Source organism: Myxococcus sp. RHSTA-1-4 (assembly GCF_020037125.1).
GTDB lineage: Bacteria > Myxococcota > Myxococcia > Myxococcales > Myxococcaceae > Myxococcus.
Window position 1 is genome coordinate 242,263 of sequence record NZ_JAIQDG010000006.1, and the last position, 18,771, is coordinate 261,033.

Genomic DNA, 18,771 nt, shown 5'->3' on the forward strand with positions numbered 1-18,771 from the left:
AGAGGACGCCATGGCGACGAAGAAGGAAAGCTACACAGGCGCGGACATCCAGGTCCTCGAGGGCCTGGAGCCGGTGCGCAAGCGCCCGGCGATGTACATCGGCGGCACCGACAGCACGGGCTATCACCACCTGCTGTGGGAAATCCTCGACAACTCGGTGGACGAGGTCATCAACGGCTTCGCGACCACCGTCGAGGTGACGCTCCACAAGGATGGGCGCAGCATCACCGTGGTGGACAACGGGCGCGGCATCCCCGTGGACATCATGCCCAAGCACAAGAAGCCGGCCGTGGAGGTCATCCTCACCACGCTGCACGCGGGCGGCAAGTTCGAGCAGGGCAACTACATCCACTCGGGCGGTCTGCACGGCGTGGGCAGCTCGGTGGTGAACGCGCTGGCCCGCAAGCTCGTCGTGGAAATCAAGCGCGACGGCAAGAAGCACGTGCAGACGTACGGGCGCGGCAAGGCCACCAGCACGCTGAAGGTGGACGGCCCCGCGCGCGGCACGGGCACGTCCGTCACCTTCGAGCCGGACCCGGAGATTTTCGGCGAGAAGCTGAAGTTCGACGCGGAGCTGGTGCGCGAGCGGCTGGAGGCCAAGAGCTACCTGCACAAGGGGATGACCGTCATCTGGAAGGACGAGACGGCCACTCCGCACACCTCGGTGACGTACAAGCACGACGGCGGCATCGCCGAGTACCTCACCAAGGTGGTGTCCGAGCGGAACAAGCCGCTGGTGCCGGCGGGCAGCGCCACCACGTTCTACCACTCGCGTGACAACGGGGTGCGCCTGGAGGCCGCGCTGGCGTGGACGGAGGCCACGGACGAGCACATCCGCTCGTACGTCAACGGCATCCCCACCAACCTGGGCGGCACGCACGAGGCGGGCCTGCGCGGCGCCGTCGTCAAGGCGGTGCGCAACTACATCGAGACGCACGACCTGACGCCCAAGGGCGTGACGCTCACCGCGGAGGACATCCGCGAGGGCATGGTCGCCATCCTCTCCACGTACGTGGTGGAGCCGCAGTTCCAGGGCCAGACGAAGGGGCGCCTCAACAACCCCGAGGTGACGGCCCAGGTGGACGGCGTGCTGCGTCCGGCGCTGGAGAAGTGGCTCAACGACAACAAGTCCATCGCCGAGGCGGTGGTGGCCCGCATCATCCTGGCCGCGCGGGCGCGCGAGGCCAGCCGGGCCGCCTCCCAGGCGGTCAGCCGCAAGACGGCCGTCAGCCACCGGCTCAACCTGCCGGGCAAGCTGGCGGACTGCGCCTCCACCGACCCGGGGCTGAGCGAGCTGTTCATCGTCGAGGGTGACTCCGCAGGCGGCTCCGCGAAGCAGGGCCGCGACAGGCGCACCCAGGCCATCCTCCCGCTGCGCGGCAAGGTGCTCAACGCGGAGCAGGCGTCCACGGACAAGGTGACGACGAACAAGGAGCTGCAGGACATCGTCTCCGCGCTGGGCTGCGGCATCGGCTCGGACTTCGACATCTCCAAGCTCCGCTACGGCCGCGTCTTCCTGCTGATGGACGCGGACAGCGACGGCCACCACATCGCCACGCTGCTCCTGACGTTCTTCTACCGGCACCTGCGCCCCCTCATCGAGAAGGGCGCCATCCACATCGCCCAGCCGCCCCTCTACCGTGTCGACATCGGCAAGGAGACGTACTGGGCGCTGGACGAGGCGGACCGGGACCGCATCATCCGGGAGAAGGCCAAGGGCAACGCCAAGCCCAACATCATGCGCTTCAAGGGCCTCGGCGAGATGACGGCGGACGAGCTGAAGGAGACGACGCTGGACCCGAAAAACCGGCTCAGCCTGCGCGTCACCATCGACAACCCCATCGAGACGGACCGGCTCATCAATGACTTGATGGGCAAGGACGTGAGCGCCCGCTTCAAGTTCATCATGGAGCGCGCGGGCGAGGTCCAGGACCTGGACGTCTAGCCCCCCCCTGCCCCACCGGAAACGGGCCCGCGCACCCTGGGCGCGGGTCCCTTCCACCCCGGCGGGGTCCCCCGGGACGGGCGGGACTTGTGAGAGAGCCCCCCTGCTCGGATAGCATCCGGCGCCGTGAACTCGCTCCGCCGAATCGCCCTGCTCCTCGCGCTGCTGCTGGCCGTCCTTCCCGCGCACGCCCAGACCACCCGGAAGAAGGCCACCCGCAAGAAGGCGGCCGTCACCAAGGTGGTGAAGAAGAAGAAGGCGCCCAAGACCAAGAAGAAGGCGCCGCCCGTGGAGGACACGGAGACGGCGGGCACGGGAGACGTCTCGTCCCCCGAGCCCATGGTCTTCGGAGAGCCCGACTCCAAGCCCCAGCCCGCCGACACGCCGGTGGCGCCGCTGGAGAAGCCCGCCGCCCCCGCCGTGGCGACGCCCGCGACGACGCCCGCCCCCACGACGCCCGCGCCGGAGACGCCCGCCCCCACTCCCACTCCCGCCCTGGTGAAGCAGACCCCGGCGCCCGCGGTGACGGCGTCCGGAACGGTGGCCCTGTTCGCGGTGGCGCGCGTGCCCAACGCGGACAACGCGGCGGTGAAGCTGGAGGGCGAGCTGCTGGGCCACCTGCGCGCTCGCGGCGACGTGGAGCTGGTGGACCTGGGCGCGGCCTTCCCGCCGCCGGCGCCCGGCTCGCTGGCCCGCGCGGACGCCCTCTTCGAGGAGGGCCGCACCGCCTATGACAACCTGGACCCCGAGGCCGCCGAGGCGAAGTTCCGCGCGGCGGCGGAGGCCTACACGCAGTCTCCGGCGGAGCTGAGCCCGGAGCGGCTGGCGCAGGCGTACATCTTCCTGGGCGCCTCGCGGCACCTCAACGGCAACGTGGACGGCGCGAAGGAGGCCTTCGTGCTCGCCGCGGAGGCCGACCGCTCCAGTCGGCCGGACGCGACGCTGTTCAGCCAGGACGTGGCCAAGCTGTACGACGAGGCGCGCGCCGCCGTGGCCGCCCGCCCCGTGGGCACGCTGGTGGTGACGTCCCAGCCGGCCGGCGCCCAGGTGACGGTGAACGGCCGCGAGCTGGGCGTCACCCCGCTCAAGGGCGTGGAGGTGCCCGCCGGCCACCACCCCGTGGTGGTGTCGATGCCCGGTTATGCGCCCTTCGCGAAGTACACGGAGGTGAAGTCCTCCGCGAGCGCCGAGGTGAAGGCGGAGCTGGAGCCCACCCCGGGCCTGGCCGCCATCCGCGGTGCCGCCACCACGGCGTCCACGGAGCGGGCCTTCGACCAGGACGAGCCCCCGGCCGAGGCGCGCGCCATCGGCGAGCGGCTGGGCGCCCGCTACGTGGTGCTGGCCGCGGTGTGGCGCGACAAGAAGGGCCGCGCCGAGGCGGAGCTGCAGGCGTGGGACCTGCGCTCCAAGGCGCGGCTGCGCGGCGTGGAAATCGAGCTGACGCCGAACAGCAAGCACGGCCCGGCCGCCGCGGCGGACCAGGTGCGCGGCTTCGTCAACGGCGCCACGGCGCCCCGCGTCGCGGAGAGTGGCCGCTCGGGCGACTCGCTCATCAAGCGGCCCTGGTTCTGGGCGGTGGTGGGCGGCGCGGCGGCGGTGACGGCCGGCGCCATCTACGTGGCCACGTCGGACAGCGGCGCCCGCCCCTTCAACCCGGTGTCCGGCGGCATCGGGTTCTGAGGCGTCCCGCCCCCCCTCCCCGTCGAGGTCACTCCATGAAAGCGCTCGTCCTCGCCCTCCTCCCCGCGCTGGCCCTGGCGGCCCCGCCTCCGGCGCGGCGCATCTCCAGCCTCGTGGTGCCCATGGACCCGGCCGCGGAGACCGGGAGCGTGCAGATGGAGGGCTACATGAACGCGGCCCTGGGGCACTTCGACGGCTTCAGCGTGCGCAAGCCCGAGGAGCTGTTCGGGATGCCGGAGGACACGGCGGCCAAGGCGTCGCTGGACCGGGGGCGCAAGGGCTACTCGGAGAGCGTCGCCGCCTTCGACAAGAAGGAGTACGAGGAGGCGGAGCGCAAGGTGCGCGCCGCCCTCAAGGAACTGGAGTCCTCGGCGGGCGCCATGCGCGGGTGCTCGCCCTTGTGCGAGTCGCTGGCCCTCTACTCCGCGCTGCTGCACCTGCGCGGGGACGTGGAGGAGGCGAAGCTGGCGCTGATGGACCTCATCGCGCTCAACCCCACCTTCGAGCTGGACCCCAAGCGCTTCAGCCGGGACTTCCTCGCCCTGCGCGTGCAGGTGGCCACCGGCCGCACCTCGCAGCTTCGCGGCGGCGCCACGGTGAAGTCGCGGCCGGCGGGCGCGCGCGTCTACGTGGACGGGGAGATGGTGGGCTACACGCCGGTGACACTGCCGGCGCTGCCCATTGGCAAGCACCTGGTGCGGCTGGAGCGCCCCGGCTTCCGCCAGCACGGGCTGCTGCTGGAGGTGACGCCGGACGACGTGGAGTCGAGCACGGACCTGGTGCCCACCGCCGCGTACAAGGCCTATGACGCGCAGCTCGACAGGGTGGCCGGCGAGGTGATTCGCGGCGGGTCGAAGTCCTCCGGGGTGACGGCCATGGGCCAGTCGCTGGGGCTGGAGCGGGCCATGGTGGGCACCGTGAAGACACTGGAGAACGGCTCGGAGCTGCACCTGGGTTACTACGACATCAAGAGCGGCAAGAAGCTGGGAGGCCGCCGCGTGGTGCTCCAGGGCGACGAGTTTGGCCAGCTCAAGCAGGAGATGGAGCGGATGGTGAACCAGCTGGTGAACACGAGCGGCGAGAAGGTGTCGCGCAGCTCGGACCCGCTGGACAACCGCGGCGGCACCGAGGACTGGAGCGCGGAGGACCGGGGCGGCCGCACCAAGGCGGCGGAGAAGAAGAAGGACGTGGACGACCCGCTGGACGCGGTGTCCGGAACCGAGGATTGGTGACGCGAGGCGCTTGTCCCGGGGCGCGCGGCGCCTAGAGTCCCGGGGCGTATGCGCCTCTTCGCCCTCCTGCTCCTGCCGTCCCTCGCGCTCGCCCAGACGGGCGCCATCGTCCAGCCCCCCGTGCCCTCGCGAGGGGTGACGCTGCCGCCCACCGGCGCGGCCCTGGTGGACGAGGCCACCGCCCTCTCCCTCAACCCCGCGGGCCTGGGCTACCTGGGCGGCAGCCAGCTCTTCTACCTGCACGAGCGCAACCTCGCGCGCGACGGGGTGGGTGACGGCGTCTTCCTGGCCACGCGTTTCCTGGGCCTGGGCGCCGGCGCGTCCATGGAGTGGATTCGCGGCCGCGCGGAGCCGGACTACCGCAGGACGTCGCTGGGCCTGTCGCTGGGCTCGCGCACGCTGCAGCTCGGCGGCGCATGGCACGACTTCAGCTCGGACGACGGCGACATCGATGATTTGTCCAGCTTCGACCTGGGCCTCACCGCGCGGCCGGCGCGCGCGCTGTCGCTGGCGGCGGTGGTGCGCGACATCAACGCGCCCGACGAGGGGGACGTGGAGCTGAAGCGGAAGTACAACCTGGGCCTGGGCGTGCGGCCGCTGGATGAGCGCTACACGCTGGGCGTGGACTGGCTCTTCTCGGAAGGGGACTTCCGGCGCGGGCAGGCCACGTACACGCTGAACGCGGAGGTGATTCCGGGCCTGCGGCTGGGCGCGGGCGTGTCCCACGGCTTCACCGAAGGGGTGCCGCTGGCGCTCCAGCTGGGGCTGACGGTGGACACGTCGAACGTGGGCCTCACCTACGCGGCGGGCGGCGCGGAGGATGGCACGGACCACGTGGTGGCGCTGCGCCTGTCCAGCGAGAGCTACCGCGCCCTGCGCCCGCCCGGCGGCGTGGTGACGATGCTGGACCTCAACGACATGCTGGCCGGCGGCACCAGCCCGCTGCTGACGCTGCTGGGAGCGAGGGATACGGACCCGTACCTGCGGCTGTCGCGCTGGCTGGACCTGGCCGCGAAGGACGAGCGGCTGTCCGGCGTGCTGCTGAAGATGGAGGGCCTGCCCGGGGTGGACTGGGGCAAGGCGGAGGAGCTGCGCCAGGCGGTGCTGAAGCTGCGCGCCTCCGGCAAGCGGGTGATGGCGGTGCTGCTGTCAGCGGATGACCGGGGCTACTTCGTGGCCTCGGCGGCGGACCGGGTCTACGCGGTGCCGGAGGCGATGCTGCCCATCAACGGGCTCACCGCCCACCTGCAGACGCTGGGCGGGACGATGCAGAAGCTGGGCGTGCACTGGGACGTGGCGCGCGTGGGCCAGTACAAGGCGGCCACCGAGCAGGTGGCCTCCACCGAGCCCAGCGAGCCGTGGCGGGAGTCCGTGAATGCGTACCTGGACGCGCAGGTGGCCTGGTACGAGAAGGGCGTGGCGGCGTCGCGCAAGCAGCCACCGGAGCGGCTGCGGGAGCTGTGGGCCACGGGCCTGGCCAACGCGAAGCAGGCCCACGCGCTGGGCTTCCTGGACGGCGTCATCCTCCCCACGGAGCTGGACGCGAAGGTGCGGGAGCTGGTGCCGGGGGGCCGCTTCAGCACCACCTACGCGCCCCGGGACGAGCGCGAGGGACGCTGGGGCAGCCGGCGCCGCATCGCCGTGGTGCCGGTGATTGGCACCATCTCCGGAGGCCGCAGCCGGGAGGACCCGCTGGGCTTCAGCCAGATTGCCGGCGCCGAGACGGTCATCCGCGCGCTGGAGCGGGCCCGGGATGACGCGTCCGTGGTGGCCATCGTCGTGCGCGTGGACTCGGGCGGTGGTGACGTGCTGGCCTCGCACCTGATGTACCAGGCGGTGCTGGAGGCGGCGCAGCACAAGCCCGTCATCGCCTCCATGGGGGACTTCGCGGCGTCCGGCGGCTACTACGCCGCCATGGGCGCGCACGAGGTGCTCGCCCTGGCCCCCACGATTACCGGCAGCATCGGCGTCTACTACATCAAGCCCGCCCTCCAGGGGCTGCTGGGGGAGAAGCTGGGCGTCTACCAGGAGAGCCTCACCCGGGCGCCGCTGGCGGACATGTTCGACACGTGGCGCCCGTGGACGCCCGAGGAGCAGGCCGCGGCGCAGGCATGGGCGGATGCCTCGTACGACCTCTTCATCACCGAGGTGGCCGCCCGGCGGAAGCTGGACAAGGCGAAGGTGGACGCGGTGGCGCGGGGCCGGGTGTGGAGCGGCCAGGACGCGCTGGCGCGGGGGCTGGTGGACCGGCTGGGCGGCCTGCAGGACGCGGTGGAGGCCGCGCGGACGCGGGCCGGCGTGCCCGCCGACGAGGACCTGGACGTGGTGGTGATGGGCGAGGCGCGGGGCTTCTTCTCCGGGCTGGGCGGGGAGCCGGGCGTGCGGGCGGCGCTCGCCCTGCTGCCGGAGCCCCCGCCGGCCATCCCCGAGCCCCTCCGGGCGCTGGCGCGTGGCGCCGGACTGGACCTGGAGCGGCTGCGCCCGGGGATGAAGGCGATGATGCCCTTCACCCTCACCGTGGAGTGAGGTCCACCGCCCAACAGGGGGTGAAAAAACCGGCGGCGCCGCCCCCGGCCTCTGTTAGTGTTACCCATGCACCCCGGACGGCCACCGGGCCGCCAGGGTGCTCCAGGGACCGGCGGTTCGGCCTGCTCGTTTCAAGGCCCCGCGTCCGGCACCCTGTCCCACAGCCTGAGTCACCCCGCGTCCCCGCCCTCCCTTCGGGACGGCCTGAATGGGACGCGCGCAGTCTGGAAACCTCATGAGCGAAAATTCCGAGAACCGCGACCCTCGTGATGCCCCCCCGATGCCCATGGCCGCCCGCCCGGCGCCTCCGCCCGAAGCGGATGACGACGGCGGCGACGAGGGCGACGACGAGGGCCCCGACGAAGGCGAGGCGGGCGCGGGAGGCGCCGTCCAGGGCGGCGCCCCCGGGCAGCCCGGGCAGGCGGGCGGGCGCCGCCGCCGCCGCCGCCGCCGTCGTCGTGGCGCACAGGTCCTCTTCACCCCGGAGGGTCAGGCCTACCGGATGCAGGCGGGGCCGGATGGCCAGCAGGTGCAGGTGTTCCTGACGCCGCAGGAGCTGGAGCAGTACCGGCAGCGCCAGGCCCAGCAGCAGCAACAGCAGCAGCAGGGCGGCCAGCCGCCGCAGCAGCAACACCACCATCAGCACCGCCAGCAGCACGGCGGCCAGCAGCAGCGGGACGTCGCGGCGCAGGCCAACCTGGCGCCCGTGGAGGGCGTGCTGGACACGGAGGCCAAGGGCCCCAACGCCTTCCTCCGGCAGCTCAAGCGCAACCTGCTGGCGGCGCCGGATGACCCGGAGCTGCCGAAGAACCTGGTGCAGAAGCTGCGCCTGCGGCAGGGCCAGTACCTCACCGCCTTCGCGCAGATGCGCGGCAACAAGGGCATCATCCAGAAGGTGGACACCGTGGACGGCCGCCCGCTGGACGGCGCGCCCCGGCTGCCCCACTTCGCGGACCTGACGTCGGTGGACCCCACCGAGCGGCTCAAGCTGGAGCACGGCCACAAGGAGATGGTGACGCGGGTGCTGGACCTGATTGCCCCCATCGGCAAGGGCCAGCGCGCGCTCATCGTCGCCCCGCCCAAGACGGGGAAGACCATCATGCTCCAGCGCATCGCGCAGGCCATCCTCACCAACCACCCCGAGTGTCACGTCATGGTGGTGCTCATCGACGAGCGCCCCGAGGAAGTGACGGACATGCGCCGCAGCATCAAGGCGGAGGTGCTGGCGTCCAGCTCGGACCGGCCCACGGGGGACCACCTCAAGGTGGCGGAGCTCGCCCTGGAGCGCGCCCGCCGGCTGGTGGAGTCCGGCAAGGACGTGGTGATTCTGCTCGACTCGATTACCCGCCTCGCCCGCGCCTTCAACAAGGAGGTCGACAACTCCGGCCGCACGCTGTCGGGCGGCGTGGACAGCCGCGCCCTGGAGCGCCCCAAGCGCATCTTCGGCGCCGCGCGCGCCACGGAGGAGGCCGGCTCGCTGACCATCATCGGCACGGCGCTCATCGACACCGGCAGCCGCATGGACGAGGTCATCTTCGAGGAGTTCAAGGGCACCGGTAACTCGGAAGTCACGCTGGACCGGCTGCTCGCGGAAAAGCGTGTCTTCCCCGCCATCAACATCGCCCAGTCCGGCACGCGCAAGGAGGAGAAGCTCTTCACGCTGCGCGAGTACGAGAAGGTGAAGAAGCTGCGGCAGATGCTCTTCGCCGTGAAGCCGGTGGAGGCGATGGAGGCGCTCGTCAAGCGGCTGTCGCGCTACACGTACAACGACGAGTTCCTCGACGAGCTGTAGTCCTCCCCACGGGGGGTGGTGCGGCGGGCCCGGGTTTGCGTAAGGTGGCGTCATGATTCAGGGCTCGGGCCGCTGCCACTACCACCCGGAGCGCGCCGGCCTCGGCGTCTGCGTGGAGTGCCGGCGCGTCATCTGCCGGGAGTGCACCACGCAGTTCGAGGGCATCAACCGCTGCGCGAGCTGCCTGGACAAGCGCCTCAAGGCGCTGGAGGGCCCGGGTGAGCGGCGGGAGTGGACGGTGGGGAACGTGATGCTGGCGTTGGTGGGGATGGCGCTCGTCTGGGGTGCCATCCTGCTGGTGGCCCAGGTGGCGGCGAGCTAGCGCATGGCCGTCTCCGCGCTCGAGCTGCGCCCCCGGGGCGCGGTGGCCTTGATGGACGCGGCGTTGCGGCTGTGCTCGCGCAATGCCGGCGTGTGGGCCCTCACCCTGCCCGGCGGCACGGCCGTCGTCGCCGCGGCGCTGTACCTGGCGGAAGCCGTGCGCATGGGCCGGCCGCTGGCGCTGCCCTCGCTGGCGCTGACCCTGGCGTGGTTCCTCCGGGGGCTGTGCCAGGGCGCGGCCTGCCACCACGTGCAGGAAGTACTGCTGGGCACGCGGGGCGAGCCCTCCGCGTGGGGCTCGCTGAAGGCCGCGCTGGGCCGAGCGCCCGGCCTCTTCATCGCCGTGGCGTACCTCTTCACGTTCAACGTGCTGATGCTGACGCTGACGCTGGGCATCGGCTTCTTCGTGCTGTCCGCGCAGGGCGTGGGCTACGCGGCGGTGATGCAGGGCAAGGGCAGCCCCCTGCGGCTGTATGGAATGTGCTCACGGCTGCTGGGCCCGGCGCGCGGAACCGCCACGGCGGTGCGCTTCCTCATGGGCGTGCAACTGCTGGGCTTCTTCAACCTGCACATCGCCATCAACTTCGCGCTGTTCCTCGGGCGGAAGCTGGTGGGCATCGACTTGACGTTCGCCGAGCGCTTCGCGTCGCTGGACACCCCGCCCTGGGTGCTGTTCCTGGCGGTGACGACGTTCGCCCTCTTCGAGCCGGTGCGCGCCGCCGTGGCCACGCTGCTGCTGGTGGACGGACGCGTGCGGCAGGAGGGGCTGGACTTGCTGGCCGCCGTGCAGCAGCTCCCCGCGAGGAGCACGGGCCGGCCGCTGGGTGCGCCGGGCTCCCGGAGCGCCGCGGGGCTGGCGCTGGTGCTCGGCCTGGGCCTGCTGGCGGCGAGCCCGGCGCAGGCGCGGGAGGAGACGCGGGCCCGCGTCCTCGTGGCGCAGAGCGACTTCGAAGATACGCTGGGAGACTCGGCGGAGACTCCCGAGGCCGGAGATGCGCAGGACGACTCGGCGCCGCCGCAGGACGAGGCGGCCGAGGACCTGGAGGCCATCGAGGCCGGAGACGTGCCGCACGACACGGTGCTGGCGGAGGACGAGGAGACCGGGAACCTGGCAGTCCCCGAGGACGCGCCGGCCCCCACTGTGGCGGCCCCTCGCGGACTTCCTCCGAAGGACGCGAACGCGCCGGTCGCCTCGGGCCGTGACGCCGTGAAGCGGCTGGGCGCGGTGGCGGAGGCATGCGAGGGCACCGGCCCCGGCGAGGACAACCGCTTCGAGTCGGTGAGCGCGCTGGGCCCCACGGAGGCGGGCAAGCTGGACCGCTGGGTGCGCACCGTGGAGCGGCAGGCGTGGGACGACGAGGACTGTGACTCGGCGCTGGCGACGCTGGAGCAGGGCCTCACGCAGACCACCGAGACTGTCAGCGCCCAGGCTCGGGCGGATGCCCGGGCCGCCTCGGCGCGCGCGACGGACATCCTGGCGCGGCCGGAGTTCGCGGTGGCGCCGCCCAGGGCGGAGACCACCGACGAGCCCAAGCCTCCCGCGGAGCCTCCGGGCTGGTGGCGGCGCTTCATCGACTGGCTGGGCGAGCTGCTCAAGAAGCTCTTCCAGCGAGACCCGGCACCGCCTCCGCGGGACCTGAAGCCCCCGCTCGTCAGCGGAGGTGACGTGGCCAACGTGCTGGTGGTGCTGCTCGTCACCCTGACGCTGGGGGTGCTGGGCGCGCTGCTCCTGAGGTACTTCCGGAAGGACGCGAAGGGCGCGGCCGGCGCGGGGCTGGAGGTGTCCACGGTGCACGCCGCGACGCTGGCGGGCGACCCGGCGCATGCGCTGTCCCGTCCGCCCGAGGGCTGGGCCCACCTGGCCGACGAGCTGGCCGCCCGGGGCGAGTACCGCGAGGCGGTGCGCAGCCTGTACCTCGCGCTGCTGTCGCGGCTGCACCGCGACGGCGCCATCCTCTACGACGTGACGCTGAGCAACTGGGACTACCTGCGCCAGTTCCGCGGCCGCGCGGAATGGAAGTCCCCTTTCCGTGAGCTGACGCGGCGCTTCGACTTCGCGTGGTACGGCAACGTGCCGGTGGGCGCGGAGGGCTACCGGGAGTTCCGCGCCCTCACCGAGCCGCTGCTGGCCGCGCCCGCGCGACCGGAGGCCGCCGGTGCGTGACCGTTTCCCGCTGCTGGTGGTCGGCGGACTGGTGCTCACCGTCGTGCTCGGCACCTTCCTGGTGCAAGGCGCCAGGCGCGGAGAGTTCGCCGACACGCTGTCCACGTATCGCGCCCAGGAGGACGGCGCGCGCGCCCTCTTCCTGCTGGCCCAGGAGAGCGGCCTGCCCGTGAGCCGCCGCATGGCGGACCTGCGCGTCCTCTCCGGCCCCGGGACGCCGGTGCTGCTCGCGGTGGAGGTGGAGGGCGCGTACGAGGAGGACCCGGACCAGACCCGCCTGGCCGCCGAGCCCGATGCCGGGCTGGAAGACGAGAACGTGCCGCGCACCGGCTTCAACGCCTTCCGCGCCGCCGCGCTGGACGACGATGAGCACGAGAAGCTGCTGGAGCACGTGCGCGGCGGCGGCACGCTGGTGTACGTGCCGTGGGGCTCGCGGGAGAACCCGCTGCTGGATGCCCTGGCGGTGAAGCTCGTCAAGGCGGACACCACCCTGCCCATGCGCACGCTGGTGCCCCCGCTGCCCACCCCGTACACGCTGGGCGTGGAGCGGGTGGAGGCCAGGGTGCAGGCGTACCTGACGCTGCCCGCGGGCGCGGTGCCGGTGCTGGAGGATGACCGGCTGGGCCAGGTGGTGGCGGCGGTGGTGCCCCACGGCCTGGGCCGGGTGCTGGTGGTGGGCGCGCCGGAGCTGGCCATGAACCGTGCGCTGGCCCGCGCGGACAACGCCCAGTTCTGGCTGAGCGCGCTGGCCGCGCTGGGTCCGGGCCCCTACGAGTTCGACGAGTTCCACCACGGCTTCACCGACGAGCGCTCGGTGGTGGACTTCGCGCGGCGCTACGGCCTGCACTTCGCGGTGGCGCAGTTGCTGCTCGGCGTGGTGCTGTGGTCCGTGTCGCTCCGGCGCTTCGGCCGCCCGCGCCCGCCGCCCGAGTCCGCCCGCGTGGGCGCCACCGACGCCCTCTTCGCCATGGGCCGCCTGTACCGCGAGGGCCGGCACCACGCCTTCGCCGCCAACCTCATCGCCCGGGGCGTCACCCAGGAGCTGGCCCTGCATGCCGGCCTGCCTCCGCACTCCCCCGCCAACACCGTGGCGGATGGGCTGCGGGAGCGTGGCCGCGCGGACCTCGCCCGGGGACTCAAGGCCGTGGCCGCCCAGGCGGACACGGTGGGCAGCGACAAGGACCTCCAGCAGCTCGCCGCCAGCGCGGCCGGGCTGCGGCAACGCCTCCACTCCGCCGGCACCGGCCGGCGCAACCCTCCCGGAACGACATGAGCGTCACCGATACCGCCCCTACCTTCGCCTCGAACGGCACCGCCGTGCAGGCCGCCCACGCCATCCGCGAGGGCGTGCTGTACGAGGTGCGCAAGGCCGTGGTCGGCCAGGACGAGGCCCTGGAGCTGATGCTCTGCGGCCTCATCGCCGGCGGCCACGTGCTGCTGGAGGGCGTGCCCGGCGTGGCCAAGACGCTGATGGCCAAGGCCCTGTCGCGCAGCATCGGCGCGGACTTCAAGCGCATCCAGTTCACCCCGGACCTGATGCCCGCGGACATCCTCGGCACCAGCGTCTTCGACCTGAAGTCGCAGGCCTTCGTGCTGGTGCGCGGCCCCATCTTCACGGACCTGCTGCTGGCGGACGAAATCAACCGAGCCCCCGCCAAGACGCAGTCCGCGCTGCTGGAGGCCATGCAGGAGCGCGGCGTGTCGCTGGAGGGACGCAACCTGGCGCTGTCCCCGCTCTTCACGGTGTTCGCCACGCAGAACCCCGTGGAGTCCGAGGGCACCTACCCGCTCCCCGAGGCGCAGCTCGACCGCTTCCTGCTGAAGATTGAGGTGGGCTACCCGGCGCCGGAGGAGGAGGACGCGATTCTGGCCTCGGTGCACCGCGGCTTCGACTCGGGTGACCTGGCGCGCGCGGGTGTCAACGCGGCGGTGACGAAGGACGGCCTGCTGGCGGCGCGGACGGCGCTCAACGAGGTGACGGTGGAGCCGCCGGTGCTGGGCTACGTCCGCAAGCTGGTGGCGGCCACGCGCACGTCCAGCCGCATCCGCCTGGGCGCGGGCCCTCGCGCGGGCGTGCACCTGCTCCTGGCGGCCAAGGCGCTGGCGGCGCTGCGCGGGCGCGGCTTCGTCACGCCGGACGACGTGCGCTTCCTGGCCGGACCGGTGCTGAAGCACCGCCTGCTGCTGTCGCCGGACGCGGAGCTGGACGGGGCCACGCCCTCGGACGTGCTGCGCGAGGTGGTGCAGGGGGTGGAGGTCCCGCGTTGATTCCCACCGCGCGCCTCTGGGTGCTGCTGGCGCTGCTGGCGCTGCCGATGATGGCCGCGGGCTTCGTCCCGTCCATCGGCGGCGCCGTGCTGGCGCTGGACGCGCTGGCGCTGGCGCTGGCGGCGCTGGACGTCATCTCCGCCCGGAGGGTGCGGCTGGAGGTGCGCCGGGTGCTGCCGCAGCGGCTCAACGTCGGTGTGCCCAACAAGGTGGAGGTGCGGCTGGTGCACCGGGGCGCGGGCACGGTGGACGTGCGGGTGAAGGACGACGTGCCGGAGTCCTTCACCGCGACTCCGGACGAGGCCCCCCTGGAGCTGCCGCCGGACAGCGAGGCGCGCTGGGTGTACCGGGTGACGCCCGCGAAGCGGGGCCGCTTCGACTTCGGGGACGTGCACGTGCGGGTGCGCGGGCCGCTGGGGCTCGTCTTCCACGAGCGCGTGTTCCCCGCCGCCACGTCCATCTCCGTGTACCCGGACCTGCGAGGGGCCAGCCGGCTGCTGCTGTCGGGCGCGGCGCTCGATTTGGTCAACCTGGGCCTGCGCCAGCTCCGGCGCGATGGGCGCGGCAGCGAGTTCGCCCGGCTGCGCGACTACGCCCAGGGCGACAGCGTGCGCGACGTGGACTGGAAGGCCACCGCGCGGCGCAACCGGCCGGTGACGCGGGTGATGGAGTCCGAGCGCTCGCAGTCCATCCTCATCTGCGTGGACGCGGGCCGCTCCATGGCCGCGCAGGTGGACGGCCTCACCAAGCTGGACCACGCGGTGAACGCGGCCCTGTTCCTGGCCTTCGTGGCGGTGCGCAATGGCGACAGGGTGGGGCTGGCCGTCTTCGCGGACGGCGTGAAGACGTACCTGCCTCCGGCGGCCGGGCGCGGGCAGTACCGGAAGATGGTGGACGCGCTCTACTCCACCACGCCCAGCCTCACGTACGTGGACTACCTGGCGCTCTTCAAGGAGCTGAACGTCCGCCTCACGCGGCGCAGCCTGCTGTGCGTCTTCACCGACTTCCTCGACGAGGAGCAGGCCTCCACCATGGTGGCCCCCCTGCACCGGCTGGCGCGGCGGCATGTGCCCCTGTGTCTGTCGGTGAAGGACACCGCGTTGCAGAAGCTGCTGCGCACGCAACCGCCCGGCCCTGAGGAGGCGTTCCAGCAGGCGGTGGCCTCCGAGCTGCTCATGGACCGCGAGGTGCTCAAGGCCCGGGTGAGCCAGGGCGGCGTGCAGATGATGGACGTGCAGCCGGATGAATTGAGCCTCGCGGCCGTCAACCGCTATCTGGACATCAAGGCGCGCGGCGTGCTGTAGCTGCACGTCCATGAGCCACCTCTTCCAGGCTGCGGACCTCACCGCCGAGCACGTGCCCGACGCTGACGTGGAGCTGTTCCAGCCCCTGCTGGAGCGCTGCGAGGACTTCTTCCAGCGCTGCTATGGCAGGCCGGCGCTGCCCGACGAGGCGAAGGTGATGCCCTCGGAGCGTCCGCCGACGGCGGGAGGCGGCCACCTGACGGCGCTGAGGGACTCGGGCGGGAAGCTGGTGGGCATCCTGGAGTCCGTGTTCGACTTCCCCGCCCCGGCGGAGTGGTACCTGGGGCTGATGCTGCTGGCGCCCGAGGTGCGAGGGCACGGGCGCGGCGAGGCCGTCATCCGGGCGTATGAGGCGTGGCTGCGCGGACAGGGCGCGCTGCTGCTGCGGCTCGGTGTGGCGGAGCAGAACCCGGATGCGCTGCGCTTTTGGACGCGCATGGGCTTCCGCGAGGAACTGTGGGTGGGGCCCATCAAGCAGGGCGTGCTCGAGTACCGCGTGCTGCGGATGTCGAAGCCCCTGGCGTGAGCCACCCGACGAAGCGCGTCTCCGGCACGTTGCCGCGCACGCGGTGCAGGCCGCGTTTGAAGAAGGCGTAGACGCGGAAGAAGCGCTCCAGCCCGGCGCGCTCTGCGGCGCTCATGGGCCCGGCGCTGCACACCACCTTCGGGTCTCCCCTGCCCTCGTCGATGAAGCCGAGCACGCCCACCACGGGCACGCGCACCCGCTGCCCGCGTGGCAGCCGGGCCCCCAGCACCACCGCGTCGAGCGGGTCGCCGTCATCCGACACCAGGCCCGGGATGCTGCCGTAGTTATACGGGCACGGCAGCGGCGACACGAAGTCCACCGTCCCATCCGCGCGCCGCTTCACGAAGGAGAAGCGGGGGCACTCGATGAGGACCTCCGGCTCGGAGGGCAGCGGAGGAAGGTCAAGCCGTCGGGACACGCCCGCTCCCGTCGTCATCCGCGGCCACACCGCCACCGCGCAGCCAGTCCGACAGCAGGTACGCGTACACGCCCGCGCCCACGGTGAGCGCGAACGTCACCTTGAACAGCACCGACAGCTTCGGCGGGTGGATTTGCGACACGGTGCCCTCGATGAAGCCCGCCAGCACGAACAGGGCGAGCGTGCCGAACAGCAGCTTCACCGCCGTCACAGCCTCCTTCCGCAGGGCCTGTCCACGGGGCAGCCCCCGGGGAGCCACCATTCCACGCGCAATCACCAGCCCCGCGGCGCCCGCGATGCAGATGGCCGTTATCTCCGGAATGCCATGCGGAAGAATCCACGCCCAGAACCAGCCCGCCAGGCCCTTCGCCGCGTACACCTGCGCCAGCGCGCCCAGGAACAGGCCGTTGACGAACAGCATCACCGCCGTGCCCAGCCCCATCGTGATTCCCAGCGCGAACGCCAGGAAGGCCACCTGGATGTTGTGGGTGAAGAGGAACGAGGAGAACTCGGCCTGCTGCCCCGCCGTCATCCCATCTCCCGCCGCCTCGTCCGCGGCGCGCTTCACGGGGTCCAGCTCCAGGTGCTCGGCGGGCACCAGGTAGTGCGCGGCGTCCGGGTCCACCAGCATCCCCAGGTAGCCGAAGCCCACGCCCGCCAGCAGCATCAGCAGGGAGGCCACGTACATGCGCCACTCGCGGCGCATCAGGGCGGGGAAGCCCCGGGCGACGAAGCCCCACACGTCCGCCAGCCGCGGCCGGCGCCCCGGGTAGGTCAGCGCATAGGCCCGGCCCACCAAATCGTTGAGGTAGGCGCTCACGTCCGCCGAGCCGCTGCGCGCGCGCACCCACAGCAGGTCGCTGGAGACGGCCCGGTACAGCTTGCCCAGCGTCCGCGCCTCCTCCAGGCTCAAGCCCCGCAGGCCGTGGGACTCGGACCGGTCCAGCAGCGACTCCAGTTGCTCCCAGCGCGGCCGGCGCGACTCGATGAACTCCGCCATCTCCATGGCCAGACATTCTAGCCCAGGCGCGAGCCCCCCTCCCTGCCCTCGGAAGCGGCGTTGTGGGAAAACAGGGCGCATGACGTGTCGGACGGTGGTCCTGGGGTGGGTGCTGGCCGTGCTGTCGGGGTGCAGCGGCATGCGCGCCCTGTGTCCCCTGGAGGGAGGCCACCCCTGGGTGGAGGTGCGCAGCCCGCACTTCAGCGTCCGCACGAACCTGGACACGGAGACCGCCGAGGAGGCGACGCGGGAGCTGGAGCTGCTGCGGCAGGGCCTGCTCCAGGCCTGGAGCGGAAGCTTCGACCCGCCGGGCACGGTGGAGGTCATCGTCCTGCGCAACCAGCACGCGCTGGAGGAGTTCACCAGCGTCCGCCTGGCGGGCTTCTCCGCCTCCACCTCCGACGGCCCGGTGCTGGTGCTGGCCGGCAACGCCTACGCGCTCAGCGAGGACCCGGCGGACCCGGGCACCCAGGCGCACGAGCTGACGCACTACCTGTCGGAGTTCGCGCTGGTGCGCCAGCCACGCTGGCTGTCCGAGGGGCTGGCGGCCTGGCTGGAGTCCATCCGCCTCCGGCCGGAGCAGCAGCAGGTCATCCTCGGAGGGCTGCACGTCCCCTTCTACAGCCACGTGCGCCGCAGCGGCTGGCGCACCCTGGACGAGCTGTGGGAGTGGGACGGCAAGGGACTGCTCAGCACCGCCGAGTCGCGGCAGTACTACGCGTCCTCCTGGCTGTGGGTGCACTTCTTCATCAGCCGGCACGGCGAGCGCTTCGAGGACTTCCAGACGCGGCTCATGCGCGGCGAGGAGCCCCGCCAGGCCTGGGAGGAGTCCTTCCGCGGCGTGGAGGACCTGGCCGGGCAGCTCCACGGCTACGTCCACGGCGGGCCCCACGTCACCTACCCCACCATCATCGCCCCGCTGCCCCCCATCACCAGCCCCGTGCACACACGGCCCATGGAGGCCTCGGAGGTGCACGTCATCCGCGCCCAGCTCTTCCTGATTACCCCCGGGGCCACGCCGCCCGAGGAGCGGCTCGAGAAGGCCGAGCGGGAGATGGCCCAGGCGCTGAGGGAGAACCCGGGCAACGTCACCGCCAACCTGCTCCGCATCCGCTCCACGGTGGACCCGTACCGCCGGCTGGAGCTCGCACGGCAGCTGGTGGAGCGGCACCCGGACAGCGGGCAGGCCTGGGACGCGCTGGCCCAGGCGCTGGACGCCGCGGGCAACACCTCCGAGGAGCAGGAGGCCGCGCGGCTGCGCGCGGTGGAGCTGCAGCCGGACAGCGTGAGCGCGCAGAACGGCCTGGCCGGGTTCTACGCGCGCACCTCGCAGCCGGAGAAGGGGCTGGACGCGGCCCGGCGTGCCCTGGCGCTGGCCCCGGGCAACCCGGCGGTGCTCGACACCTGGTCCACCATCCTCTTCCAGCTCGGCCGCTGCCAGGAGGCGCTCTCCGCGCAGCAGCTCGCGGCGGACATGCTCCACGAGAGCACGCCCGAGCGGCTGCGGCGCACCGTCCACGACGCGCTGGCCCGCTACGAGGCCGTCTGCGGCACGGCCTCCACTCCGCCCCCCACGGCCCCCTGAGCGGGTGCCC

At 72.4% G+C, this 18,771-nt stretch carries 14 protein-coding genes; 12 read left to right on the plus strand and 2 right to left on the minus strand.

The features are described 5' to 3' along the window. Positions 1 to 10 precede the first annotated feature (10 nt). The 11 genes from K8638_RS11695 (at position 11) to K8638_RS11745 (ending at position 15,758) form a co-directional block, all read left to right on the plus strand. Positions 11 to 1,945 (plus strand): type IIA DNA topoisomerase subunit B, encoded by a 1,935-nt coding sequence (locus K8638_RS11695; protein ID WP_223754556.1) that lies wholly within the window; start codon positions 11 to 13, stop codon positions 1,943 to 1,945. Positions 1,946 to 2,071: 126 nt separating this feature from the next. After that, positions 2,072 to 3,625: a PEGA domain-containing protein gene (locus K8638_RS11700; RefSeq protein ID WP_223754557.1), complete on the plus strand. Its 1,554-nt coding sequence runs from the start codon at positions 2,072 to 2,074 to the stop codon at positions 3,623 to 3,625. A 35-nt stretch (positions 3,626 to 3,660) separates the two neighbouring features. Continuing rightward, entirely contained in the window at positions 3,661 to 4,857 is a 1,197-nt protein-coding gene (locus tag K8638_RS11705; RefSeq protein WP_223754558.1) for a PEGA domain-containing protein, read from the plus strand. A gap of 48 nt (positions 4,858 to 4,905) precedes the next feature. After that, the gene (gene sppA, locus K8638_RS11710) at positions 4,906 to 7,383 is read left to right on the plus strand and encodes a signal peptide peptidase SppA (protein WP_223754559.1); all 2,478 of its coding nucleotides are present in this window, start codon (positions 4,906 to 4,908) and stop codon (positions 7,381 to 7,383) included. Between the two features lie 235 nt (positions 7,384 to 7,618). Continuing rightward, on the plus strand, positions 7,619 to 9,175 hold the full coding sequence (gene rho / locus K8638_RS11715; protein ID WP_223754560.1) for a transcription termination factor Rho: 1,557 nt from the start codon (positions 7,619 to 7,621) through the stop codon (positions 9,173 to 9,175). A gap of 52 nt (positions 9,176 to 9,227) precedes the next feature. Continuing rightward, positions 9,228 to 9,497, plus strand: a complete 270-nt coding sequence (locus K8638_RS11720; protein ID WP_223754561.1) for a hypothetical protein — start codon at positions 9,228 to 9,230, stop codon at positions 9,495 to 9,497. A 3-nt stretch (positions 9,498 to 9,500) separates the two neighbouring features. Beyond that, positions 9,501 to 11,660, plus strand: a complete 2,160-nt coding sequence (locus K8638_RS11725) for a DUF4129 domain-containing protein (protein WP_223754562.1) — start codon at positions 9,501 to 9,503, stop codon at positions 11,658 to 11,660. Beyond that, on the plus strand, positions 11,653 to 12,933 hold the full coding sequence (locus tag K8638_RS11730) for a DUF4350 domain-containing protein (protein ID WP_223754563.1): 1,281 nt from the start codon (positions 11,653 to 11,655) through the stop codon (positions 12,931 to 12,933). Before K8638_RS11725 ends, K8638_RS11730 begins: the two co-directional genes overlap by 8 nt. Then, positions 12,930 to 13,928 carry a MoxR family ATPase gene (locus tag K8638_RS11735; protein WP_223754564.1) on the plus strand — a complete coding sequence of 333 codons (999 nt, stop codon included), beginning with the start codon at positions 12,930 to 12,932 and terminating at the stop codon, positions 13,926 to 13,928. Before K8638_RS11730 ends, K8638_RS11735 begins: the two co-directional genes overlap by 4 nt. Then, a complete protein-coding gene (locus K8638_RS11740; protein WP_223754565.1) occupies positions 13,925 to 15,232 on the plus strand; it encodes a DUF58 domain-containing protein in 1,308 nt (435 codons plus the stop codon). Before K8638_RS11735 ends, K8638_RS11740 begins: the two co-directional genes overlap by 4 nt. A 10-nt stretch (positions 15,233 to 15,242) precedes the next feature. Then, a complete protein-coding gene (locus K8638_RS11745; RefSeq protein WP_223754566.1) occupies positions 15,243 to 15,758 on the plus strand; it encodes a GNAT family N-acetyltransferase in 516 nt (171 codons plus the stop codon). Here the strand turns inward: K8638_RS11745 and K8638_RS11750 are convergent. Continuing rightward, the gene (locus K8638_RS11750) at positions 15,703 to 16,194 is read right to left on the minus strand and encodes an inorganic diphosphatase (protein WP_370643957.1); all 492 of its coding nucleotides are present in this window, start codon (positions 16,192 to 16,194) and stop codon (positions 15,703 to 15,705) included. The two genes, K8638_RS11745 and K8638_RS11750, sit on opposite strands and share 56 nt — an antisense overlap. Then, on the minus strand, positions 16,160 to 17,182 hold the full coding sequence (locus K8638_RS11755) for a stage II sporulation protein M (protein ID WP_223754568.1): 1,023 nt from the start codon (positions 17,180 to 17,182) through the stop codon (positions 16,160 to 16,162). Before K8638_RS11755 ends, K8638_RS11750 begins: the two co-directional genes overlap by 35 nt. Positions 17,183 to 17,255: 73 nt before the next feature. Between K8638_RS11755 and K8638_RS11760 the strand changes: the two genes are divergently transcribed. Continuing rightward, on the plus strand, positions 17,256 to 18,761 hold the full coding sequence (locus K8638_RS11760; protein ID WP_223754569.1) for a lipopolysaccharide assembly protein LapB: 1,506 nt from the start codon (positions 17,256 to 17,258) through the stop codon (positions 18,759 to 18,761). The last annotated feature ends 10 nt before the right edge of the window (positions 18,762 to 18,771 follow it).

What these genes read in the sequence shown, in the direction of transcription:
- K8638_RS11695 (WP_223754556.1), top strand. Translation starts at nt 11, where the DNA reads ATGGCGACGAAGAAGGAAAGCTACACAGGCGCGGACATCCAGGTCCTC.
- K8638_RS11705 (WP_223754558.1), top strand. Translation starts at nt 3,661, where the DNA reads ATGAAAGCGCTCGTCCTCGCCCTCCTCCCCGCGCTGGCCCTGGCGGCC.
- sppA (WP_223754559.1), top strand. Translation starts at nt 4,906, where the DNA reads ATGCGCCTCTTCGCCCTCCTGCTCCTGCCGTCCCTCGCGCTCGCCCAG.
- rho (WP_223754560.1), top strand. Translation starts at nt 7,619, where the DNA reads ATGAGCGAAAATTCCGAGAACCGCGACCCTCGTGATGCCCCCCCGATG.
- K8638_RS11720 (WP_223754561.1), top strand. Translation starts at nt 9,228, where the DNA reads ATGATTCAGGGCTCGGGCCGCTGCCACTACCACCCGGAGCGCGCCGGC.
- K8638_RS11725 (WP_223754562.1), top strand. Translation starts at nt 9,501, where the DNA reads ATGGCCGTCTCCGCGCTCGAGCTGCGCCCCCGGGGCGCGGTGGCCTTG.
- K8638_RS11735 (WP_223754564.1), top strand. Translation starts at nt 12,930, where the DNA reads ATGAGCGTCACCGATACCGCCCCTACCTTCGCCTCGAACGGCACCGCC.
- K8638_RS11745 (WP_223754566.1), top strand. Translation starts at nt 15,243, where the DNA reads ATGAGCCACCTCTTCCAGGCTGCGGACCTCACCGCCGAGCACGTGCCC.
- K8638_RS11750 (WP_370643957.1), bottom strand. Translation starts at nt 16,194, where the DNA reads ATGACGACGGGAGCGGGCGTGTCCCGACGGCTTGACCTTCCTCCGCTG.
- K8638_RS11755 (WP_223754568.1), bottom strand. Translation starts at nt 17,182, where the DNA reads ATGGAGATGGCGGAGTTCATCGAGTCGCGCCGGCCGCGCTGGGAGCAA.
- K8638_RS11760 (WP_223754569.1), top strand. Translation starts at nt 17,256, where the DNA reads ATGACGTGTCGGACGGTGGTCCTGGGGTGGGTGCTGGCCGTGCTGTCG.